A 22,036-nucleotide genomic window follows, 5' to 3' on the forward strand; every position below is an offset into this window, starting at 1 on the left:
TTTTGGAGAAAGGAAATTAATCATCATTGGCCCCGGAAAAGGAGGCCAACCAGAGGCAAAATGAGCCAAACATCCAAAATTATTCCATTAAATATTGTATACACCTATCCCGTTCATTGGGACTCATTCCACATTTTACGGGATTATGTTCAGAATTTTTACGATTCAGTTCCTATCGATCAATGGTCACAACGCTTTCAGTACGAATTCTGCGACGGGACATTGGCGATGCGCATCGAGAACACTACTTTCAGTTACGAATGGCTTTTACATATCGGAGCATCAACAAAAACCAGCTCTACAGAAAAACATGCAGGCTATTTCGGTGAAGGTTTCAAAATAGCCTCCCTATGTGCTTTGCGCGACAAGAATTGGACAATACAAATGCGTTCCGGCAACTGGAGTCTCAACGTGATTTGTACAAACCAAACAATAGATGGTCAAACGGTAAAAATGCTCGCATACGACGTATCTGAAACAATCGCCCCTAACCAAAAGAGCGAACTCATTTTACAGGGCGTTTCCGAAGATGATTTTACACTTTTTAAGACCGTCCTAAAATGCTTTTACTATCCCGAAAACGAACTCCTAGGAGAAAAGATTTGGGAAGATTCAGAAGGCGCCGTCTATACACGCAGTAAAGGAGAATACGAGATAAAACTTCCATATAATTACGACTATGGACGAAAGGGAATTGTATTTTGCGGCTACCAATTAAGAGGATCAAACCCATTTGACTTGGTAATCTGTTTACATGATTTTGAGCAGAATGACCGAGAACGCGATAACTTACTGAATATGGAAGTTGTCACAATATTCAAAAGAATCAGCGTCCATTTAACAGCCGCTGCGTCTATTCGTATGTTAGAAAAAATGCGTCGCGTTTGGCTCTCCAATAGAACAAAAAGATTTGATTTTGAAAATTGGAGCCCCGTATTACAACGGCTATTGCTTAACATATTGTACTCATCCAATTGCTGCTCAGAATTCAAGCAGAAATATCCGAATCTCCTGTTTTTTGAACCCAAACTAAATCGTTTGCAAATGAATTTACGGCAAGAAGCAAGAAGTTGGTACAATAATTACCGCGACAAATACACCCTAGTCGGGGAACCTTTTTCTGTATTGGGCTACCCGTCTCTTGAAGACGAGTGTAGGCGCAATGGAGGACTTGTCATAGACAAAAATGTTGCTCCTGGAATAGAAAGTAACTGTTTCACGATTCTTGAAGATGTCTGCAAACAAATGTTTAATGGTTTTTTTATCGCGGATCCTTGGCCACAGCACAAGGTTATAACAAATCCAAAAGCCACCTATCACGGAATGGCAACCCTAAGGAAAAACAAGCGAAAACAGAGTAATGCACATCACCTTTGTGTCAGGAATAAAATTGAATGCGTCTATCTAAAGCGAACAATTTTTGAATCGGATAAATTCTATGACGGTTTGTCCACCTATGTCCATGAGATGTGTCATATGTTCGGAGGCGATTCCTCTGAAAATTTCAGTCTCGGACTTACCTTAGCCATGGAAATCCTCTTGCAGAACACACCCATGGTTGAATCCGCACACGAAAAATGGAAACAACAATTCGTTAACTTGCAAAGGTTCTAAATGAAGCGAAAAAGAAAAATAGATCCAACACTAAGCTATGAAGAGGCTCACGCATTGGGCAAAGCCCAGGGGTCATTACAATATCGTTATGAATTAGCAGTAAAATGCAGAGATGCAAAAATAATTGACTTGCCTACGCTTGCCAAATGGACTGAACTTTCCATAAAAACAATTCTTGTACTTTAAATCACACGCCGAAGAATTCGTTCACTTTTTCGCAGACAAAGTCGATTTCTTCGGTTTTCAAGCCAAAGAACATCGGCAGGCGCAATAAGCGATTGCTTTCGTTGGTGGTGTACTTATCTTCGCCGCTAAAGCGGCCATAGCGCAGGCCCGCGGGTGACGAATGCAACGGCACGTAGTGGAACACCGCTAGAATTCCGTTGTACACTAGATGTTTGAGAAGCGCCGTACGCGTCTGCAAGTCTTCGACCTTCAGGTAGAACATGTGCGCGTTGTGCTTGCAATGTTCCGGAATGAACGGCAACTCGATCAAGCCCTTGTCGGCCAGCGGTTGCAAGCGTTCGCGGTATGCATTCCAGCTAGCCATGCGGTTATCGTTAATCTCGTCGGCGCATTCCAGTTCCGCATAAAGGTAAGCGGCGTTGAGTTCGCTCGGCAAGTAGCTGGAGCCGAGTTCTACCCAAGTGTACTTGTCGACTTCGCCACGGTGGAACTGACAGCGGTTCGTACCTTTTTCGCGAATAATTTCAGCGCGGTCGCAATACTTTTTGTCGTTGATGAGGAGCGCACCGCCCTCGCCCATGCTGTAATTCTTGGTTTCGTGATAACTGTAGCAGCCAAAGTCACCGAGCGTTCCAAGCGCTTTGCCCTTGTAAGTCGCCATCATGCCTTGAGCGGCATCTTCGACTACGAACAGATTGTGGCGTTTTGCTATCTCGTTGATTTTATCCATCTCGCAAGCGACGCCCGCGTAGTGCACCGGCACAATCGCTTTCGTTTTTTCGGTAATGGCCGCTTCAATTAAATTTTCGTCCAGGTTCATGGTGTCGGGGCGAATGTCTACAAACACGCACTTAGCCCCTTGCGACACAAACGCATCGGCCGTGCTCACGAAGGTGAACGACGGCATAATCACCTCGTCGCCGGGCTGAATGTCGCAAAGGCGGGCCGACATTTCAAGCGCATGCGTGCAACTGGTGGTCAACAGCGCCTTTGCCGTGCCGGTGTGCTTTTCGAGCCAATCATGGCACATCAAGTTGTAGGTACCGTCACCACAAATGCGACCGCTTTCGACGGCCTGCTTCACATAATCAAGTTCAAGTCCTACAAAAGGCGGTTTGTTAAAAGGAATTTTCATAACGCAGAAAATATATATTTTTTAGGCATAAAAAAGATATATTGTTTACATCATGAGTTTTAAAAAGAAAATGTTGCTTCTCGGCGGCAGCCATGCCGAAATTCCGCTGATTCAGGCCGCACAAAGTTTGGGCTGGTACGTGATTACCACGGGAAATGCCCGCGAGGGACTCGGTCACCCTTACGCCGACAAGAACGTTTTTGCAGATTTTAGCGACAAAGATGCCATGTTGGAACTCGCGAGGAGCGAGGGTGTACAAGCGGTCTGCTCCGGATGCAACGACTTTGCCCTGCTCAGCACCGTGTACGTTTGCGAAAAATTGGGACTGCCCGGCCACGACAGCTACGCGACCAGCCTCGAGATTCACCACAAAGACAAATACCGCGCGCTGGCAACAAGACTCGGCATTCCGACACCGCGTGCGCTCGTTGTCCGAAGTGTCACGGAATTTGAAGCTGCCATTACAGAACTCGCATTCCCAATTATTGTAAAGCCGGTCGACTTGACCGGCGGCAAGGGCATTCACCGTGCCGCGACCCCAGAAGAAGCACGCACCGCTTACAAAGACGCCTGCAGCCGCACTCGCCAAGACCACATCGTGGTCGAAGAATTCGTGCAAGGTTCAAACCACGGATTCTCCGCCATGCTCGTAAAAGGCAAAGTCGCATTCGCCTTCTCCGACAACGAGCAGTACTACATCAACAAGTACATGGTCTCGGGCGCCAATTCGCCAAGCACCTCCAGCGACAAGACTCTCGCCATGCTCCGCGAATACAGCGAACGCATCGCACAAGAATTACACCTGGTCGACGGCATTCTGCACATTCAGTACATCGAGCGGGCCGACGGCACGCCTGTCATCATTGAAATCTGTCGCCGCCCGCCGGGAGATTTGTACATCAAGTTCGTGAAGTACGCGACAGGCATCGACTACCCGAAATTCATCGTTCTGGCAGAAACAGGCGAAGACATTTCCGGCATCGCCGACGTTCCCACCCAAGGATTCTGGCTGCGCCACTGCATTATGTCCGACACCCAAGCCGGCGAGCAGACTGCATCGGGCGACATCAGCAAAGGCATTGTCCGCGACGTCACCTTCGCCCCTGAAATTCAAGGCAACATCGTCGAAAAATTCCTGTGGTACAAACCCAGCGAAGTCATTACAGATAAACTCACCTACAAAGCCGGAATCGTATTCTTCAAGTTCGACACCCTCGCTGAGATGCAAGATAAAACCACCCGTATGACGGAACTTGCGAAAATCACTATATTCAAGGCATGAAGAAGGAACCTTATCAGATTGCGTTTATCGGGGGCGGAATCAATTCGGCCATCGGCGAAGTCCACAAGGCCGCAAGCCAGATGGACGGCCACTTTGAACTTGTAGCGGGAGCATTCAGCACCCACGCCGAAACAAACCGCAAAACCGCCGAAACTTGGGGCGTTACCACCGAACGCACCTACGCCGACTACCACGAACTTTTGAAAGCCGAAAAAGGCAAACTGGACGCCGTCGTAGTGCTCGCGCCGACGGACTACCACAAAGACATCGTGATTGACGCGCTGAACGCCGGGTTTCCCGTGGTGTGTGAAAAGTCGCTCGCCACCAGCTTTGAAGAAGGCGAAGAAATCGCGAAAGTCGTCGCTGAGACCAAAGGATTCTTCTGCACTACGTACAACTACACCGGCTACCCGATGATTCGCGAACTCAAGCAGTTCATCGCCGACGGCAAGCTCGGTAAAATCCAGCAGGTGCAAGTCGAAATGCCGCAAGAAGGCTTTATGCGCCTGGGTGCACACAACGAACCACCCAAGCCGCAAAGCTGGCGACTCAAGGACACCGTGATTCCAAAAATCTCGCTGGACCTTGGCAGCCACCTGCACAACATGATTTACTTTTTGACCGGCGAACGCCCTGAACGCATTGTCGCCGACCAGGCCACCTTCGGGCTCTTCCCGCAGATCGTCGATAACGTAGGCGCTCTTGTGCAATACACGAACAACGTTCGCGCCCAAATCTGGTTCAGCAAAACAGCACTCGGCAACCGCAACGGGCTCCGCATTCGCGTGTTCGGTAGCGAAGGCAGCGCCGAATGGTTCCAGCTGGAACCCGAAACTTTAAAGACCTGCGACCTGCGCGGCAACGTGAGCTTGCGCGATCGCACCGGCGACGTGAAAATTGCAAATCAGCAGCGCTACAACCGCTTTAAGGCAGGCCACCCCGCGGGCTTTATTGAAGCTTTCGCAAACTACTATAAAGACATCGCCGACTGCCTCAAGCAATACTTTGAAACCGGAAACTTTACGAGCCAGTATGTTTGCGGCATCAAGACTTCGCTCGAAGGCCTCGCCATGATGCAGGCCGCCGCGCGCTCCGCACAAAGTAACAAGTGGGAAGATTTATAATGAAACTTTCGTTTGTAATTCCCTGTTACCGCAGCGAAAACACCATCGAAACCGTGGTGCAAGAAATCCGCGAAACCGTAGCAACACGCCCCGGCACCGACTACGAAATCGTACTGGTGAACGACTGCAGCCCCGATAACGTGTGGCAAGTCATCAAAAAACTCGCTAGCGAAAACAACCACATCAAGGGAATTTGCCTCGCTAAAAACTTCGGCCAGCACAGCGCCCTGATGGCAGGCTACGGCCAGGCCACCGGCGACTACATCATCAGCCTCGATGACGACGGACAGACCCCCGCCAGCGAAAGTTTCAAGCTTGTAGACAAACTAGAAGAAGGCTACGACGTCGTTTACGGCTACTACGAGCATTCTGCGCAGCACCTGTTCCGCCGCTTTGGCACCTGGGTCAACAAGAAAATGGCCGAAGCGATTATTGGCCAGCCCAAGACGCTCCGCACAACGAGTTTCTTTATTATGCGCAAGTTCATTGTCGATGAAATCGTGCGCTACCCCAACCCGTTCGCCTACATTAGCGGACTTGTTTTCCGCGCTACTAAGAACCTCGGCAATGTCGAAGTGCAACACCGCCGCCGCCTCGAAGGCCGCTCCGGCTACACCATCGCAGGCCTTATCGGGCTCTGGATCAACGGCTTTACCGCATTCTCCGTCAAGCCGCTCCGCGCTGCGACTTTTATTGGCGTTATCTGCGCCCTCGTCGGCTTTGTCGCAGGCCTCTACGTCGTTTACCAGAAATTCCTCAATCCCGAAATTCCCGTAGGCTACACCAGCATGCTCGCCACGCTCCTGTTTGTGGGCGGCATGATTATGCTCCTGCTCGGGCTCATCGGCGAATACGTAGGCCGCATCTATATCAGCATCAACCAGTCGCCGCAATACGTGGTGCGGGAAAGAACGTTCTAATTTACAGTCTTTCTAACCAGCGGCTCATAAAAACATTGTAAACGGAATAGCTTTTGCCTTCGAGTGAAAGTTCTTCTAGCAAAAGTTCCTTATCGACAAGGGACTCAACTATTCTCTTTACTGCTGCAGAGGTTCCTAGCTTGTATTTAGATATAAATGCTCCGGAAGTCGGTTGTGACACATAACCTTCTTTCGCAACAGCTTTCAAAAAAAGCCACTGTTTATCCGTAATCAAATTACGCCGTTCCAAGAATCCAGGAATTCCTTCATCCAAAAGCTGTGCACAAGCTTTTTTTACCGTCTCTAAACCAATGGCTCCTGTTGAAATTTTGAAAATTCGATGGCACAGACTCTGCGTATAAAAAGTATGTCCCCGAGTCCATTCCATAATAAAATCCAAACTTTCGTCATCTATTGTGAATTTGCCCATTGCAAATAATTTTTTGATAAAACGAACATACTTATCGTGCTCAATTTTGCCTAAATAAATACAATGGGTGCTTTCATAAAAAGGACTTTTGGCGTTAGTAAACATGTCTGTCATCACATGTTTTTTAATTGCCCTTGTTTAACAAAATGTAATATACAAAATGTTAACTCCAAAGTCAATAGTAACGAAAAACAAATACCCTTTAATTCAGCACCACGAACGGGACCCAGCGTTTGTAGAATTTCTCTTGGAATTTTAAGGGAGAAAGTATGGGGTTATGGTCACCCTGCACAATAAAGCGTACATCTGGATGCCTTTTCGCAAGGTCTGCAACGAGTTGCAATGTGCCGGCCAAACGTTCGGTATAGACAGAATCCACTGCGGCAACATCTATCCTATAGGGATCCTTGAAGCACGGCAACGGGAACTTGGTATCTAGCGTGGTCCAGGCGATAAAGCGCAAGGCGGAATCACCGAAGCTCACGGCAGCCGCAGAACCGAGCAGGCTATCGAGTAAGGCTGCAGACTCGCGGTCTGTGCGCGACTCCACCCCAGAATTAGCCGAAATACCGAAGAACGTTTCTTCAAAGCCCACGTTGCGAATGTACTTGTTACGCATTTGCACTAGGCTATCGCCACCATAAATAAACTGCGTCTTTACGCCTTGCGCCCGCAGCACCTGCGGTAAGAACACAGTATCGCGGCGGCCCGTTGAATCACGCGTGACGCTATAAATCAAGTCTTCACGTTCGGCGGTCCTTGTGCGGCTATACATGCGGTGGTGCGCCCCATGCGCCGGCATCGGGATTCCATCGAAAATCTGCAACTGTCCTGCGAAGCGGTTGCTGTCTAAGGGGATTCCCCAGCTTTCTACGAGTACCAACACATTCGTGCGGGTCGAATCGATAAAGCCGCGCGTAATCGTCGCCGAATCGGTCGTAAAATACTTTGCTTTAAACGATTCAGGCAAACTATCGCGAGCGACCGGCTTAGGAGCGGTGCGGCTCATATAGTCCACCACCGGGAACTGCGCCAAAGGCTGCGCCGCATAATGGTTATAGGCAAACAGGTGCGCAATCAACGCCACGAAAAGAATAAACGAAATGGCGCTTATGCTAAAAGGCTTTACCTTCCACATCATGGCAACGGCGAGGCCACATGTGACAAAAGGCAACACGCCGTACCAGCCCGTAGCCCAGCCCTTAATGGCAAGCAAGTTTTGCAAATCTAGCCAAGCGACAGCAAATAGCGCTGCGACGACAATGCCCAATACTATTGTCATGCCCGCGAAGGCGGGCACCTCCTTTTTATTTGCAAAAGAAATTTTTGTTAGTTTATTCTTAACGTATACAAACAGCAACAGCAGCGCAAATTCTTCAAAGCCAAAGAGACCACGAACAATATCTTGCCCCTTTTCGAAAGTCAACAGGAACGGCACAATCGTAATCAGGGCACTCGCAATTAACGGGTATAGGAGTCTATTCATTATTCAGCCTCCTTTGCCGCAGAGTCGGTCTCTACCAAGCGGTACTTGAAGAATTCCATTTCTCCGATAACCCTGAGAGTATCCACCGCTACGCTATCGTAGTAATGGCGCTGCAAAAAGTCCTTCAATCTACCCTCATTAATCACAATCACGTTGTCATGAACAACATCTTTCATGGGGTTCGTGACGCCGAACTCCGCAAGTGCCCGAGTAATCTCCGGCAAGTACGGGGTCCAGTAACCCAATGACACCGTGCGGCGGTAACTACCGATGGGTTCCGCCAGGTAAGGCGGATTCTTATGATGGCTAAAACGCATGTAGGCGTTCATGCTCAGCAAGAACATCTTGTCAGGTTGGCTATCAATGTAAGCGAACACCTGTTCGTAGTCCGTAGAATCTTCAATGGCCAAGGTGCGCAATTCGCCAGAACCCGGACCGCGCACCAAATCACCGCTAGTAGCATAAACAAATACGTTCGCAAGAGCAATCACAGCTATCGCTGCAACCATCAACTTGCGTGGCAACTCATAACGGAACCGCCCCCACAAAGGCACTGCAAGCACCGCCGCATAAAGCCAAAAGCCGCTTTCTACGCGGTACACCAGGCGGTTCATGGCGAGCAGCATGGACATCAGGTACAAAATCACGCCAAGACTTGCCCACAGATACAAGAACTTTTTGCGGTCGGTCGCCCCTATCAGCAAGCAGAAAATGAACCAAGTCCAAAACAACGGCGAACGCAACGAATGCCCCAACGCACTCAACAAAAGCCGCGGAATATCGCCCCGTTCGATTTTGTCGCGATATTGTCCGATAACATCGACTATAGCCTGCATACTGTCGACAGCAAACGTCTCTGTATCATAAAACGTCCATTCAGTGAGCATCTGGTAATCTATACCGGACTTCCCCATTTCTTCTAGATCTTCATAAACCGCATTCTGGTTATAATTAGACACATCACCGAGTACCACACGGGGACCTTGAATATCTATATAAGGCGCATATTCCGCATTTCTATATAGCGAAACATCAAAGTTGTGCATGGCGTACGCCCCTGCAAACATCACAGCAAAGCCAACCACCATCGCCCATTTAAACTTCCAACACTGTTTCAGGTTGAACAACAACCCCACCCCAAAGAAAGGCATTCCCATCAAGAACGCCTCCCAACGCATCACCGAGCCCCAAAGCAACAGAACAACTCCGATTGACAACACTAGAGCCTGCCCCGGACTTGATCCGGGGGCATTGCGAGCCCCTTTAGGGGCGCGGCAATCCACCACTCCATACCCAAAGAGCAGCATTCCCGCAGCGCTCAAAATCGAGGCGCACTGCGTAAACTGCAAAACCAAATAAAAATCGCTAGCGAACATGGCTGTAAAAAGCATCGCCAGCAGAAGCCCCCAACGTTCGCCACACCGCCGCAACAGTACATAACCGACAGCTGTAAAAGACACGAACACCGCAGTCATTTCGCCAATGTAATACCACCCAATCTTCGGGAACAAGTGGTACAGCGGCAACAACGCGTAGCCGTAAATTGCGTTCACAAAAAGTAAGTGCGGGTTATAATCCGTGCCGTGGGCACCGGTCAGCACCGCCGCCATAAAGTAGTCGTCTATCGCCCCGAACTTGATGTCGCCAAAAACAAGGCAAAGTACCAAAAAGAACAGGTTGATTGCGACCGAATACAAAAACGCACGTTTAAAAGGCATGTGAGAAATATATATTTTGTAACGTATGGATACACAATGGACCACCGTCATCAAGCCCAAAGCAAGCCTTCTCTCGGTAGACTTTGGCGAACTTTGGCAATACCGCGATTTGTACCGCATGTTCGTCAAGCGCGACATTGTCACTTGGTACAAGCAGACCATTCTCGGGCCGCTGTGGTTCTTTATCCAACCCATCATGACGACTATTATGTTCATGGTCGTGTTCGGCGGTATCGCGAAAATCTCGACCGACGGATTACCGCAGCCGCTGTTCTACCTCGCAGGCATTTGCCTGTGGACCTATTTTTCGGAATGCCTGAACCAGACCAGCAAAACGTTTATCGAGAACGCGAACATGTTCGGCAAGGTGTATTTTCCGCGACTCGTGGTGCCGCTCGCCACCGTCACGAGCAACCTCGTGCGACTCAGCATCCAGATGGGCCTATTTTTCCTGGTGTTCGCGTACTACCTGATTTTTACCGACGCTCCGGTGCACCCTAATTTGTACGCACTGCTCACGCCTGTACTTATCGTGCTCATCGCCGCGCTTGCCCTCGGTTTTGGCGTGCTGTTCAGCAGCCTCACCACCAAGTACCGCGACCTCACATTCTTGCTCACCTTCATTGTGCAGCTTTGGATGTACGCAACGCCCGTGATTTACCCGCTCAGCACCATCGAAGACCCGCGCCTCAAAACGCTCATGCAGGCAAACCCGCTCACCAGCATCATGGAAACGTTCAAGTTCGGCATGCTCGGCGTGGGCGAATTCAGCTGGGCCGCCCTCGGCTACACCGCCGGCTTCGCCGCCTTCATCCTCGCGCTCGGCGTTGTCGTATTCAACAAAATCCAGCGCACGTTTATGGATACGGTGTAATATTACACTGCATAAAGCGGAATATTGGTAAGGGAATCTTGTTCCTTATAGGGGCGCAGCGAATAACGGATAGCCCTAAGCCCAGGTGTTTTTTGCAATAACATCGAAAGTGAGTTTGAACGCACAGATTCACCCGATTTTACTTCAATGGGTAAAAGGTGACCATCCGACTGTATTAGGAAATCCAATTCTAACCTTGAATCATCCGTTGAGTGATAGTAAATCGGATCAATTCGTTCACTTTTCATTTGTTGCAAAATAAATTGTTCCGCAAGTCCGCCATTGAATTCTGCAATTAAGTCGCTCTTAATTAGAATTTGAGAAGAGTCCGTATTCGCCATCGCACCCAACAGTCCCACATCCAGCGTATACAGTTTGAAAATGTTCATTTCTTCGTATATGCTTAATGGCAGAGCTGGCTTAGACACGCGAGACACCTTGTATAACAGGCCTGAATCAACCAACCACTCGATAGCCTCTTCGTATTGCGTTGCACGAGCCCCTTTACGGAGTGCCCCATAAAAAAACTTCTTATTTTCCTTGAATAGTTGCGAAGGGACACTTTTCCACACGAGCTTTATTTTTGCAACTTGATCTTTGGGAGCGTGTTTAGAAAAATCCTGCTCGTACCCGCGCAAAATACTTTTCTGTATTTCACGCACGCCTTGCAAGGCTTTCGATTCGGCATACAACTTAACCGCTTCGGGCATTCCACCCACATAATAGTATTGCCTAAGCAGGTCCACAAATTTCTCGTGCAACGGGGCAATTCCGTCAAAGTCACTATTTTCCAACAACTTTAGCGACTCTTGTTCGCCAATAGCATCAAGGAACTCCATAAAATTCATCGGAAAAACGTTCAGTTCGTCAACCTTGCCAACCGGAAACGAAACACCCTGGTGGAGCGATATTCCAAGCAGTGATCCCGCTACGGCAATATGGTATTCGGGAGCCTGTTCGTAAAAGTATTTCAAAGCCTCAATCGCCTCGGGAATATCCTGCACCTCGTCTAATATAATCAGCGTATCGCCAGGGGTAATATCAACCTTGCTCAAGGCACTCAAATCACGTAAGATTCGACCAATATCGAAATCCCGGGCAAAAACCTGTTTGGCAAGATCATTCTTTCGGCAAACAATATAGGCTTCCTTTTCATATGCAGTCTTGGCAAATTCACGCAAAAGCCAGGTTTTTCCAACCTGACGAGCCCCGTTTAATATTAGGGGCTTGCGGTTTGCGCTACTTTTCCATTCAAGCAGATTTTTTAAAGCAATTCGCCGCATATTACATTTTTCCACACGTACTTTCAATTCAAATATACATTTTTCCACACATAAAAGCAACAAAAACCATCATTTTTAGACAGATAATGATGTCCAAACCCCTCTATTTCGAGGGGTTTAAACCCAAAGAGGGGTCGAATTCGATCCCTTAAAATGTACCGAATTCGGTATAAATAGACCTACACAGCAACCTAAGGATTCCTTACTTTTGTCAAATCCAGCATCTCCTTAGCGCAATCAACAGCCTGCGATAAAGTTATCCCTTTGGCAAACGGGTTCTTGGTAACAAATCTTCTCCAAAAGTCATTTTGAACCAAATCCACTTTAATCGATTCTAGGATTTGCGGATATCCTTCCAAAGTTTTGAACGTATTCCGCCGGCGAGAAGTCGCTTCAAGAGCAATCCTTAGCGTTTTGAAGTTTATTTCATCTTTCTTCAATACATAAAGCATATACACATCATAAAAGTCTCTGGTTCGTGTATTAGCCGCACCTCTCGAAACAATTGTATCAAGTTTTTCCGCAAAAACATTCTCTAGTGGATAAGCCAAAACCGGAATTGCCTTATCGTCAAACACGCACTTATACATGTATTCTACTTCCCGGGGAATGATGGTATCTCCAGTTGTAAGGTCGACAGTCAAAGGAACTTTCATCTTTCCATAATGGCATTCAATAAAAACCCTGAGTCCTAGATAATCATCTTTTTCCCGAATTTCCTCGATACGACCGAACAAAAAAATCAAATGGTCAACAATATCTATGCTGCAAATTTCCTTAAAAACTTTATCGACATTTTCAGAGCTGACGCTAAAGTCTTTCACAGTCGCATCGATGTCCATCGTAGAGCGGCTCCCGATTCCAAGAATAGAAGCAATCAAGAAGCCACCCTTAATAACAAAATGTTTGCGAAACCTAGAAGCAGCAATTCTGTCCAGTAAACGTTCAAGGCAATACATTTGCAAAGTTGCCTGAGGCGTGATTCCATACTTTGATGACAAATTCTTCAATAGCGCCTTTAGCTGCATTTCGTTATTCGCAATCACAGCAGCACCTCTAAATACGCTCTGAGTTTTTTTTCTACATGAAAAGTCTTTGCAAGTTGCATCAGTTTCGGAATATTCTTTTCTTTACGGCCGACGTACGTTTTAATTGCATAGGTTATTGTCTGGATATCGGCCGCAACTTTGGCCGTCATGATTTCGCACAAGGTTCTTTCGGCAGAATAGGTGCGCACAACGTTACCTAAGGGTGTTTTGACCTCTACGATCTCAAGCGGATAAAGATTCTTCGATGAATGCTTTACCACAATTCCATTTTTTGCTAGAGAGGGCGAATGGTAGAACCCCTTAAACGTCATGGTCCACATAAACGGCGCACGTTCTGTCAGAGAATGCAAGAACAAAGCCGTTTCGCACGAGAATACGCCCGTCGGGCAACGATGCTGCAAATTCAGGAGTTCGTCCTCTTGCGCCGTTTCCAACTGATACACTCCTCGCGCAACCCTTACGATTTTCCCGGCATCGGAAAGCTGTTTCAGGAACATCCTGTGGATACCCGCAAGAGAAGCCTGCTTCGCGGTAATCCGCCCACCCTTTTCCAAGAGAAGATTCATTAGTATCTTTTCTTTGTTATTGACAATCATACTAACAAATATACAAGATATTAGTACAAACGTCAATATATCCGTTTCCTTCATCTTTCACTCCTCCCCGCAAACAGGCTTGAAATTGCGGGTCTTCAGTCGGTTTTTGCGAGTAAAACTACTCACTTGTGCACTAAATATAATTTCTCAGGGTATCTTTGTCAATAGGTCCGATACATTTTTTTTGAACAGCCCTCCCGGCAGCCCCTTTTAATCTATATTACTCAACAAGATGACCGCCATCGAGTTGCAGAAACCCTTATCGCTCGACCGTGTCCAAGCAAGCTTGGCCGTGACACTCGCTCATAGGGTTTTCGAGAACATCAGCAAGCAGTACCGCCTGGGGCTAGTGGGCTCCGGGTTCCACCCGGCGAAGCCGTACGCGAAGCGATTGTCAACGCAATATGCCACCGAGACTACACAAGCAACGCCAGTGTACAAGTGATGCTGTTCAAAAACCGTCTCGAGATTTGGAATCCAGGACAGTTGCCATATGAATTGACCACGCAACAGCTTTACAAGCCTCACAAATCGCACCCCAACAACCCATTGATTGCAGAACCCCTGCAGCGTTCGGGGTTCATAGAAAAGGCTGGAACAGGCACCGGCGAAATCGTAAAACTTTGCCTACAGCATGGCCTGAAAAAGCCCCTATTTGAGCAAGATGGCGACTTCAAGGTGATTATTTGGCGACCTGTCCCCCAAGATGGCACCCAAGATGGCACCCAAGATGGCACCCAAGATGGCACCCAAAAGCAACTAGAAGAGAAAATCATCAGCCTTATAAAAGTAAACCCTAAAATTTCTAGAAAAGACATCGCCACAGCAACTCAAACATCGCCACGCACAATAGCAAGAAGAATAAAAGAAATGAACGATAAAATTCGTTTTGTAGGAAGCGGCTATAGCGGTCACTGGGAAGTGATTGGTTCAAAGGATTAGGTGTTTCATATGCTAAAAAACAGAAAAGCCATACCCTTCCCTCGAAAATGAAAACATACGAGAAATATTTTCCATATCTGATTCTTCTCGCTGCGGGATTTATCATTTTTTCGTTTTTTGCTCCTGCCATCTTTGGCAACAGTAATGGCATTGATCACATGATTCCCTTTATTGCTATTGCTGCAGCAATATTGACTTTTCTAGCGTTCTTAATACAACATCAAGCAAACGTTCAGCTTTCAAACGATAACAAAAAACAGCAACTTGAACGTCAATTTTACGAAATGCTCAAAATACACTGCGATAACGTTAAAAATTTGCATGCGGAATCACTTTATACAGATCCAACTACTGGAAATCATTCTCAAAAGACCGCCACTGGTCATGATTTCTTTAAATGCTTACTTGAAGAATTCGATTTAATCTACGCCAAGATCTACGAATCAGAAAAAAAAGAAGATATTTTTAACAAAGCATACCGCACATTTTTCTTTGGAATAGACTCTGCGGCAAGGGAACTAAAAAAGGAAACCGTTGAAACCTTTCGCAGTTTCGTCTTTCAAAACACCAATACACTTTTTTGGCAGAATCACCCTAAACTAATTCCTATAAGAGATTCTCTTTTCACGGGACGCATGGACCAATTGGTTCCATATTATAGGCATCTCTTTTTGATGGTGAAAACCGTTGCCCAATTCAATGACGAATTATTCTCTTACGCAGACAAACGCCAATTCTTGAGAATTCTTCGCGCCCAATTATCCAGCGCGGAACAGACCTTGCTATACTACAACTGGAAATCCGGTTGTGGCGAGAAATGGGAAGAAGATTCTTCCATAACAAACGGCAATCACTTTTTCACTGATTACCGAATAATCCACAACATCATTCCTAAAGACTGCCGGGTGTTCAGTTCTGATGAAATCCTGCAATCTCTATTAGAGAAAAATCCCAACTATATGAAAATTAATGACAATGACACTCTATTCGAACTGATTTCTTAATTTTATCAAAATTTTCGACAACATCATTCCTACAGTTCAACCCCCAACTTGTCCTTGCTGCCGAAGGCTATGTGGCTTTCGGCGTTCTTTAGCAATAGGATGTTCAAGAACTCGACATCCTTGCCGCATAATGGTTTAATGTCGAATCCGTAATCTATGGGCTTTTTGTCTTGATTAAACGAGACTTTTGCCGGCTTCAGCATATAGCCGTTTCCAAAACCAAGTACATCTTGAATAGAATTCTTGGCAATCGTGAATCTAGGATTGTCGGCCGTCAATTTAAAAAAAGGACTCATGCACAAAACAGCCATGTCTTTTGAGAGCGGGAAGACGGTATAATCATGAGGCGTTAGCAAAGAAAGAATTTGATAAAAAGAACTTTCACGATACTTCTTCACCATTTCACACATCATATTAAGTTTTTCCCACGCAAGGCGACCTTCAAACCAAGCATTTCCTTTATCCGGAATTAGAAACTCCTTGCCGCAATCTGTAGATTTAACAAATATTAAGTAGGAACCGAGAATATCTTTGACATAGGCTGTTAATGATAGATTTGTGTCACCATATTCATAATTGTAGAACTTGGTAATTTCTGTTATCGTTTTGCATGTAAGAATTTTACTTATATTCTCAAAAAAATCACCAAATAACTTAAGTCTATTGGCATCACCTATTTCTGAATAAAACTTTTTATCATTTTCATCAACCAGATTGTAACGAAGAACGGAAATAAGCAGGAACTTTTTTAACAAGAACATTTCTGCCGCAGATAAAGTCAACTTCCCCGCAGACGAGACAATCTTTTTGTGGACAACGGCAAAATCCCGTTCAATCTTATCGCAAAGGTCATGTTCCAACTGTTCCGGATAATAGCCATACTCACAGAAAACAGACCGCGTATTTCGGGACTCCATCTTTTTTGATGAAATATCCATGTATTGAATCCGGTCGTCTTCGCAAAAGGCTCGGAGAATAAATTGTGGGATATAATGGGAACGAAGCATAGATGAATGAGTTTTGGGTTCAGCCTACATAAAATATACACCCTATTCCTGCTTTTTTCTTTTTTTTCAAAAAAAAACGGACATTTTCTTGCCGGTGGTACCCCTCTTTGGTGGCATAAATCTATATTACTCAATAGAATGACAACCGCGATCGAATTCGAGAATATCAGCAAGCAGTACCGCCTGGGGCTAGTGAGCACCGGGACGCTCAGCCACGACCTGAACAGGTTCTGGCAGACCAAGGTACTGCGCCGCGAGGACCCCTATCTCAAAGTAGGCGAAGTCAACGACCGCGCGCACAAAGGCGAAAGCGAATACGTCTGGGCTCTCAAGGACATCAATTTCAAAGTGGAACAAGGCGATGTCGTAGGCATCATCGGCAGGAACGGAGCTGGCAAAAGTACGCTCCTCAAACTCCTCAGCCGAGTGACCGCCCCCACCACCGGCACCATCCGCGCACGGGGCCGCATCGCAAGCCTCCTCGAAGTGGGCACCGGATTCCACCCCGAGATGACCGGCCGCGAGAACATCTACATGAACGGCGCCATCATGGGCATGAGCCGCGCCGAGATTACCCGCAAGCTCGACGAAATCGTAGACTTCAGCGGCTGCGAACGCTACCTGGACACTCCCGTGAAGCGCTACAGCAGCGGCATGACCGTACGCCTCGGGTTCGCCATCGCGGCACACCTGGAACCCGAAATATTGGTGGTGGACGAAGTGCTCGCCGTGGGCGACGCCGAATTCCAGAAAAAAGCCATCGGCAAGATGCAGGACGTAAGCCGCGGCGAAGGCAGAACAGTGCTGTTCGTGAGCCATAACATGGCGGCAGTCAGAACATTGTGCAAAAGAGGAATTGTTCTGAAAAAAGGCACTTTTGCTTTTGACGGAGACGTTGAAAACGCTATATCTCTTTACTTGGAAGGTGTGAGAACCGGAACTTTTGCACACACCTTAGTCAGTGACGATGTCCGCGTAGGCGGTCACAACAATAAGCACCGATTTGACTACCTTGAAGTATCCATGCTCAACGATCCCGAGAACATGGCAACAGAAGAACCTCTAAAATTGCGATTAAAAATTAAGCACAATGATTGGAACCAAAAGTCTTTCCAAGTTGGAATTTTTATTGCCAATCAAAGCGGTCAAAGAGTCGCATGCTGCTATACGGATCCAGTTACGGCCCCACCAAACAAGGAAATTTTCGAAGCGCTAGTTAGTGTTCCCCATCACAATTTGGCCAAAGGTTTTTATACGGTCGATCTTAAACTATCCGAATTCAACTATATTAATTACGGAACTGAATACGACCAAATAGCAAAAGTTTTGGCCTTTGAAGTTAATTATGTTGACGAAGCCCATACAAAACCGTTTGGCAACTGGATTCCAAATTATGGTAGCAGTTGCATGCGTGATGTATCGGTAGAATTATTGGAGAATTGAAATGCTTCCTATAAAGTTAGATTTACCAAAAAATTTTCTTGATGAGGAAGTTCGATGCGGATTCACTGTATCACACAAAATGAAAAAAGTGTGGGCGGTAGAGCTAGACTTACTCAACGAATTTACCCGAGTTTGCAAAAAAAACAGCCTTCAATTTTTTACTGATTCTGGAACAACCATTGGCGCTCTTCGTCATCAAGGGTTTGTGCCATGGGACGACGACATAGATGTAGTTATGATGCGAGATGATTATGAAAAATTGAGGCGCATTGCAAAAACTGAATTCAAACACCCTTATTTTTTTCAAATTGAAGATACTGATCCAGGTTCAGCTAGAGGTCATATACAACTTCGCAATAGCGAAACAACTGGTATTTTAAAACACGAACTTGAGCACAAATATCAATTCAATCAAGGAATATTTATAGACATTTTCCCACTAGATGCCGTTCCTGACGATGACCAACTATTCAAAAAGCAAATAGAATTATGCGAAGATTTAAAACAAAAAATGATGCAAAAGAGATTTTTGGTAGAAGAGTATTTTCTGTTTAAACGATGGAATTTTATAGCTAAATTTATCAATAAAATTAGATACAATCGCTTCCACAACCCTCAAAAATTCCCTGTAGGATATAACTTTTTTTTCCAAAAATATGATCGAGCAATTTCTCAATACAATGGCGAACGCACAAATCGTGTTGCAAATTTGAGTCTTATGCCATACCAAGAACATAGATTAAGATGGAGAGAAGATTACAAGTCTTTTTTAATAAAGCCTTTTGAGTTTATGAGTGTGCCCGTTCCTGTAGGCTATGACAGAATTTTATCAAAAGTCTATGGTAATTGGAGAGAACCGAAGCATTCTCCATCAGGACATGGTAACATAATATTGGATGCAGATCAATCATATCTATATTTAATAGGGGGAAAACATCAGGTATGACAAAAGTACTTACGGTTGGTGTATTTGATTTGTTACATCTTGGCCATGTTCTATTATTCAAAAGAGCAAGGGAACTTGGAGATTTCCTCATTGTCGCAGCGCAAAGAGACGAATTTATAACAAAATTTAAGCCAAATGCAAAAGTAGTTTACGACATTAACGAACGTTTATTTATGATAAATTCAATAAAGTATGTTGACAAAAGCGTCGCGTACACAGATATAAGCAAGTTGATGTACGAAGTCGATTTTGATATTTGGGCGAAAGGTCCTGACCAAAACAACTTTGCTTGCCAAGCTTTTGAGCAGTGGTGCATAAAAAATGGTAAAACAATCATTGTTTTACCAAGAACAGAAGGCGTATCTTCTTCTTCGTTACGAGAATACCTCAAAGACAAATAGGCTATTTATATGCGAATAAAGAAAAATATAGAAAATATAAACTACGACGAGACGCAGTTTTTTTTCCAGAATAGAGCTAAAAAGTATAATTCAAGCTATCCATATTCAGTCACAATGTATCAGGATTCACACCCTGAACTGACAGAAAAACGAAATATCCAAGAAGTAAAAAAATTAAGGGACTTATTAAGATTAGATAGTTCATCAAGAATTCTTGATTTAGCCTGCGGTATTGGACGATGGGCAGAGCAAATTGATTCAAACATCGATTACTACTATGGAGTTGATTTCGCAAGCAATCTCATTGAAATTGCCAAAAAAAGAATCACAAGTGAAAAAAAACATTTTTTAACCGGGGCAATTACAAATATTCAGAAAGTTATTCCAAACAAAACGTTCAATAGAGTTCTTATAATTGGAGCTCTTGTATATTTAAATGACAACGACATTATCCAGATGTTTACACAAATAGAACATCTATGTGAAAGCAAATGCATCATCTGCATTAGAGAACCTATTGCACTAGAAGAACGGTTAACTCTAAAAGACTTTTTTTCTGAAGAATTAGCGTCTAATTACAACGCAATTTACAGGACAAGGCCAGAACTAATAAATCTTCTAACGCCTTCTCTATTAGAAAACGGCTTTTCAATTTCGCATGAAGGGTTTCTTTTCGAGAATGAGACGCAGTTAAATAACCGAAAAGAGACTTCGCAATATTTTTTCATTTTGCAAAGATGATTTTTACCCCAAATTACCTGTTTTGATGATATGATACTACAAAATATACTTTTCCCTAAAGAAGATATCTGTAAAGAAACAGAGTTGTATTACAGGCATCCATCAAAACAATTTGGCAAAAAAATCATTCTGCCTCCCAACCAAACAATTTCTTTTGATACATATTTTAACAGTTTCTCTATTCAAAAATGGAAAGAATATACAGTCATTCAAAATCTGAACTTAAACTTAAAAGTTTCAGGACAATGTAGAATATCTTTATATGAAGCAACTTTAATCAAGGACGAAGTACATACACGATTGCTTTTAAGCAAAGATAAAAATTCTAAAGAAAACGAAATTACGCTTTCTTTTCCAGATGTTCGAAATCTTCATGGAATCTGTTATTTTACAATAACCTCTGATGATGGTCATTGCGAAATAATAGATGGATTTTATGGAACAGAAATTGATTCAAAATCGATTAACAGAGTAAAAATTGGAATAGGAATTTGTACCTATAAAAGAGAGCAATTCATTTTAAAAAACCTAAAAGCCATTCAAGATGCAATATTTGACAATCCAGAATCAGAATTACACGACAACTTGGAGATAATAGTTTCTGACAATGGTGAAACGCTACAAAATTACAATTACACCCATCCAAAGGTCAAAATATTCCCCAACATAAACGCCGGAGGTTCCGGTGGATTCACGAGATGTATGATTGAGGCGATTAAAGCGCAAGAAAACCTCAATTTAACGCACTTTCTTTTGATGGATGACGATATAGTCCTTGATCCAGCCGTTTTGACTAGAACATACAAACTTCTTCAATTGTTAAAGAGTGAACACCAAGATAAATTACTTGGTGGTGCTATGCTAAAAATTGAAAAACCAAACGAACAACTTGAATATGGGGCGAGAAGATCGTCAAATCTTAACAAAAAATGGATTAATCAAAATAATTATAACTTCAACCTGTCTGATTTTTTTTATGTATTAAAAAACGATTTAACACACACCTTCCCACCAGAATATAATGCCTGGTGGTTCTGCTGCATTCCTTTTAAATTGGTCAAACCAAATAATTTACCATTACCTTTGTTCATTCATGGAGATGACATAGAATATGGCTGCAGAATAGGAAAAAAAATAATCCTTATAAACGGAATCGTTGTGTGGCATTCATTTCAAAACAAATACACTCCATCTATTGTCTATTACGACTCAAGAAATAGACTCATTACTTCTATAATTAGAGACCCATCAACAAGTACTACGACCTATCAATTATTAAAATTTATTTTAGCAAACTATATTTCCTTTGTATGTCGTTACATGTATAACGATTGGGATTTTTTTTCCTTCGCCATAAAGGATTTATGCAAAGGAGCAAAATTTTTTCAGGAAGCTGATCCTATTCAGTTGCATTTTTCTCTTATGAAATCTGCTGAAACAAAAAGGAAAACTTGTGAAGGATTGCCAAGGAGATTCCTTTCTGAGGAGAGGATCGAAAAGACGTACCCAAAAATGCAGGATTTTACAATTTCTCAAAAAATTTTACTAATGTGTTCAATTCTAAACGCATTTTCTCCTTTAGGAAAATGGGCGCCTATTTGCACAAACAATCTCTGTTTTCAATCGCTTCTAGGACATAATTTTATCGTTTGGAAAAATACCGAAAACGCAACCGAAGGAATTCGCCTAAAGAAATCCCCGATAAAGGCAATAAAGGCATTTGTTAATATGCTTGCACTGCAAATATTAATCATGCGAAAATGGAATAAAATAAAAAAGGAATATATTGCAGTAGCCCCCGAGCTCACTTCTATCGATTTTTGGGAACATTACTTGAAATTAAAGAAGGAATAAC

General features: G+C 44.5%; 21 protein-coding genes. 13 read left to right on the forward strand and 8 right to left on the reverse strand.

Going from position 1 to position 22,036, the window contains the following annotated elements:
* Window positions 1-60 precede the first annotated feature (60 nt).
* Both B9Y58_RS05150 and B9Y58_RS05155 read left to right on the forward strand, forming a co-directional pair.
* Window positions 61-1,614, forward strand: coding sequence for a hypothetical protein (locus B9Y58_RS05150; protein WP_073056924.1), 1,554 nt, complete (start codon window positions 61-63; stop codon window positions 1,612-1,614).
* Window positions 1,615-1,800 (forward strand): hypothetical protein, encoded by a 186-nt coding sequence (locus tag B9Y58_RS05155; protein WP_073056928.1) that lies wholly within the window; start codon window positions 1,615-1,617, stop codon window positions 1,798-1,800.
* Window position 1,801: 1 nt separating this feature from the next.
* Here B9Y58_RS05155 and rffA read toward each other — a convergent pair whose 3' ends face one another.
* Window positions 1,802-2,935 (reverse strand): dTDP-4-amino-4,6-dideoxygalactose transaminase, encoded by a 1,134-nt coding sequence (gene rffA, locus B9Y58_RS05160; protein ID WP_073056930.1) that lies wholly within the window; start codon window positions 2,933-2,935, stop codon window positions 1,802-1,804.
* A gap of 52 nt (window positions 2,936-2,987) precedes the next feature.
* Between rffA and B9Y58_RS05165 the strand changes: the two genes are divergently transcribed.
* The 3 genes from B9Y58_RS05165 to B9Y58_RS05175 are packed head-to-tail and all read left to right on the forward strand — an operon-like array spanning window position 2,988 to window position 6,261.
* Complete coding sequence (locus B9Y58_RS05165) at window positions 2,988-4,217, forward strand: ATP-grasp domain-containing protein (protein WP_073056933.1); 1,230 nt, start codon at window positions 2,988-2,990, stop codon at window positions 4,215-4,217.
* Complete coding sequence (locus B9Y58_RS05170) at window positions 4,214-5,341, forward strand: Gfo/Idh/MocA family protein (protein ID WP_073056936.1); 1,128 nt, start codon at window positions 4,214-4,216, stop codon at window positions 5,339-5,341. Before B9Y58_RS05165 ends, B9Y58_RS05170 begins: the two co-directional genes overlap by 4 nt.
* Entirely contained in the window at window positions 5,341-6,261 is a 921-nt protein-coding gene (locus B9Y58_RS05175; protein ID WP_073056939.1) for a glycosyltransferase family 2 protein, read from the forward strand. Before B9Y58_RS05170 ends, B9Y58_RS05175 begins: the two co-directional genes overlap by 1 nt.
* 1 nt (window position 6,262) lies before the next feature.
* Here B9Y58_RS05175 and B9Y58_RS05180 read toward each other — a convergent pair whose 3' ends face one another.
* The 3 genes from B9Y58_RS05180 to B9Y58_RS05190 form a co-directional block, all read right to left on the reverse strand.
* Window positions 6,263-6,805 carry a hypothetical protein gene (locus B9Y58_RS05180; protein ID WP_085534780.1) on the reverse strand — a complete coding sequence of 181 codons (543 nt, stop codon included), beginning with the start codon at window positions 6,803-6,805 and terminating at the stop codon, window positions 6,263-6,265.
* Between the two features lie 88 nt (window positions 6,806-6,893).
* On the reverse strand, window positions 6,894-8,177 hold the full coding sequence (locus B9Y58_RS05185) for a hypothetical protein (protein ID WP_073056945.1): 1,284 nt from the start codon (window positions 8,175-8,177) through the stop codon (window positions 6,894-6,896).
* Window positions 8,177-9,895 (reverse strand): hypothetical protein, encoded by a 1,719-nt coding sequence (locus tag B9Y58_RS05190; protein ID WP_073056947.1) that lies wholly within the window; start codon window positions 9,893-9,895, stop codon window positions 8,177-8,179. Before B9Y58_RS05190 ends, B9Y58_RS05185 begins: the two co-directional genes overlap by 1 nt.
* 25 nt (window positions 9,896-9,920) lie before the next feature.
* Here B9Y58_RS05190 and B9Y58_RS05195 point away from each other — a divergent pair, with 25 nt between their 5' ends.
* A complete protein-coding gene (locus tag B9Y58_RS05195) occupies window positions 9,921-10,769 on the forward strand; it encodes an ABC transporter permease (protein ID WP_073056950.1) in 849 nt (282 codons plus the stop codon).
* Window positions 10,770-10,771: 2 nt separating this feature from the next.
* Here the strand turns inward: B9Y58_RS05195 and B9Y58_RS05200 are convergent, their stop codons facing one another.
* The 3 genes from B9Y58_RS05200 to B9Y58_RS05210 form a co-directional block, all read right to left on the reverse strand.
* A complete protein-coding gene (locus B9Y58_RS05200) occupies window positions 10,772-12,052 on the reverse strand; it encodes an ATP-binding protein (RefSeq protein ID WP_073056952.1) in 1,281 nt (426 codons plus the stop codon).
* Window positions 12,053-12,243: 191 nt separating this feature from the next.
* Window positions 12,244-13,098, reverse strand: a complete 855-nt coding sequence (locus B9Y58_RS05205) for a nucleotidyl transferase AbiEii/AbiGii toxin family protein (RefSeq protein WP_083532328.1) — start codon at window positions 13,096-13,098, stop codon at window positions 12,244-12,246.
* Complete coding sequence (locus tag B9Y58_RS05210; protein WP_158278326.1) at window positions 13,095-13,697, reverse strand: type IV toxin-antitoxin system AbiEi family antitoxin domain-containing protein; 603 nt, start codon at window positions 13,695-13,697, stop codon at window positions 13,095-13,097. Before B9Y58_RS05210 ends, B9Y58_RS05205 begins: the two co-directional genes overlap by 4 nt.
* 444 nt (window positions 13,698-14,141) lie before the next feature.
* Here B9Y58_RS05210 and B9Y58_RS14575 point away from each other — a divergent pair, with 444 nt between their 5' ends.
* Together B9Y58_RS14575 and B9Y58_RS05225 are read left to right on the forward strand one after the other, a co-directional pair.
* Window positions 14,142-14,639, forward strand: coding sequence for an ATP-binding protein (locus B9Y58_RS14575; RefSeq protein ID WP_158278327.1), 498 nt, complete (start codon window positions 14,142-14,144; stop codon window positions 14,637-14,639).
* Between the two features lie 47 nt (window positions 14,640-14,686).
* A complete protein-coding gene (locus tag B9Y58_RS05225) occupies window positions 14,687-15,643 on the forward strand; it encodes a putative phage abortive infection protein (protein WP_085534783.1) in 957 nt (318 codons plus the stop codon).
* Window positions 15,644-15,672: 29 nt separating this feature from the next.
* Here the strand turns inward: B9Y58_RS05225 and B9Y58_RS05230 are convergent, their stop codons facing one another.
* Window positions 15,673-16,650 (reverse strand): DUF4238 domain-containing protein, encoded by a 978-nt coding sequence (locus B9Y58_RS05230; RefSeq protein ID WP_085534784.1) that lies wholly within the window; start codon window positions 16,648-16,650, stop codon window positions 15,673-15,675.
* A 138-nt stretch (window positions 16,651-16,788) separates the two neighbouring features.
* Here B9Y58_RS05230 and B9Y58_RS05235 point away from each other — a divergent pair, with 138 nt between their 5' ends.
* Genes B9Y58_RS05235 through B9Y58_RS05255 form a run of 5 tightly spaced genes read left to right on the forward strand, consistent with a single transcriptional unit; the run spans window position 16,789 to window position 22,035 of the window.
* Window positions 16,789-18,093 (forward strand): ABC transporter ATP-binding protein, encoded by a 1,305-nt coding sequence (locus B9Y58_RS05235; RefSeq protein ID WP_085534785.1) that lies wholly within the window; start codon window positions 16,789-16,791, stop codon window positions 18,091-18,093.
* Between the two features lies 1 nt (window position 18,094).
* Window positions 18,095-19,039 (forward strand): LicD family protein, encoded by a 945-nt coding sequence (locus tag B9Y58_RS05240; protein ID WP_085534786.1) that lies wholly within the window; start codon window positions 18,095-18,097, stop codon window positions 19,037-19,039.
* A complete protein-coding gene (locus B9Y58_RS05245; RefSeq protein WP_085534787.1) occupies window positions 19,036-19,440 on the forward strand; it encodes an FAD synthase family protein in 405 nt (134 codons plus the stop codon). Before B9Y58_RS05240 ends, B9Y58_RS05245 begins: the two co-directional genes overlap by 4 nt.
* Window positions 19,441-19,449: 9 nt before the next feature.
* Complete coding sequence (locus tag B9Y58_RS05250; RefSeq protein WP_085534788.1) at window positions 19,450-20,181, forward strand: class I SAM-dependent methyltransferase; 732 nt, start codon at window positions 19,450-19,452, stop codon at window positions 20,179-20,181.
* Window positions 20,182-20,211: 30 nt separating this feature from the next.
* A complete protein-coding gene (locus B9Y58_RS05255; RefSeq protein ID WP_085534789.1) occupies window positions 20,212-22,035 on the forward strand; it encodes a glycosyltransferase in 1,824 nt (607 codons plus the stop codon).
* Window position 22,036: the final 1 nt, after the last annotated feature.

This window comes from Fibrobacter sp. UWB15 (assembly GCF_900177705.1).
Taxonomy (GTDB): domain Bacteria; phylum Fibrobacterota; class Fibrobacteria; order Fibrobacterales; family Fibrobacteraceae; genus Fibrobacter.

Coding starts and splice junctions, on each gene's coding strand:
- B9Y58_RS05150 (WP_073056924.1), top strand. CDS start 61: ATGAGCCAAACATCCAAAATTATTCCATTAAATATTGTATACACCTAT.
- B9Y58_RS05155 (WP_073056928.1), top strand. CDS start 1,615: ATGAAGCGAAAAAGAAAAATAGATCCAACACTAAGCTATGAAGAGGCT.
- rffA (WP_073056930.1), bottom strand. CDS start 2,935: ATGAAAATTCCTTTTAACAAACCGCCTTTTGTAGGACTTGAACTTGAT.
- B9Y58_RS05165 (WP_073056933.1), top strand. CDS start 2,988: ATGAGTTTTAAAAAGAAAATGTTGCTTCTCGGCGGCAGCCATGCCGAA.
- B9Y58_RS05170 (WP_073056936.1), top strand. CDS start 4,214: ATGAAGAAGGAACCTTATCAGATTGCGTTTATCGGGGGCGGAATCAAT.
- B9Y58_RS05175 (WP_073056939.1), top strand. CDS start 5,341: ATGAAACTTTCGTTTGTAATTCCCTGTTACCGCAGCGAAAACACCATC.
- B9Y58_RS05180 (WP_085534780.1), bottom strand. CDS start 6,805: ATGACAGACATGTTTACTAACGCCAAAAGTCCTTTTTATGAAAGCACC.
- B9Y58_RS05185 (WP_073056945.1), bottom strand. CDS start 8,177: ATGAATAGACTCCTATACCCGTTAATTGCGAGTGCCCTGATTACGATT.
- B9Y58_RS05190 (WP_073056947.1), bottom strand. CDS start 9,895: ATGCCTTTTAAACGTGCGTTTTTGTATTCGGTCGCAATCAACCTGTTC.
- B9Y58_RS05195 (WP_073056950.1), top strand. CDS start 9,921: ATGGATACACAATGGACCACCGTCATCAAGCCCAAAGCAAGCCTTCTC.
- B9Y58_RS05200 (WP_073056952.1), bottom strand. CDS start 12,052: ATGCGGCGAATTGCTTTAAAAAATCTGCTTGAATGGAAAAGTAGCGCA.
- B9Y58_RS05210 (WP_158278326.1), bottom strand. CDS start 13,697: ATGATTGTCAATAACAAAGAAAAGATACTAATGAATCTTCTCTTGGAA.
- B9Y58_RS14575 (WP_158278327.1), top strand. CDS start 14,142: ATGCTGTTCAAAAACCGTCTCGAGATTTGGAATCCAGGACAGTTGCCA.
- B9Y58_RS05225 (WP_085534783.1), top strand. CDS start 14,687: ATGAAAACATACGAGAAATATTTTCCATATCTGATTCTTCTCGCTGCG.
- B9Y58_RS05230 (WP_085534784.1), bottom strand. CDS start 16,650: ATGCTTCGTTCCCATTATATCCCACAATTTATTCTCCGAGCCTTTTGC.
- B9Y58_RS05235 (WP_085534785.1), top strand. CDS start 16,789: ATGACAACCGCGATCGAATTCGAGAATATCAGCAAGCAGTACCGCCTG.
- B9Y58_RS05240 (WP_085534786.1), top strand. CDS start 18,095: ATGCTTCCTATAAAGTTAGATTTACCAAAAAATTTTCTTGATGAGGAA.
- B9Y58_RS05245 (WP_085534787.1), top strand. CDS start 19,036: ATGACAAAAGTACTTACGGTTGGTGTATTTGATTTGTTACATCTTGGC.
- B9Y58_RS05250 (WP_085534788.1), top strand. CDS start 19,450: ATGCGAATAAAGAAAAATATAGAAAATATAAACTACGACGAGACGCAG.
- B9Y58_RS05255 (WP_085534789.1), top strand. CDS start 20,212: ATGATACTACAAAATATACTTTTCCCTAAAGAAGATATCTGTAAAGAA.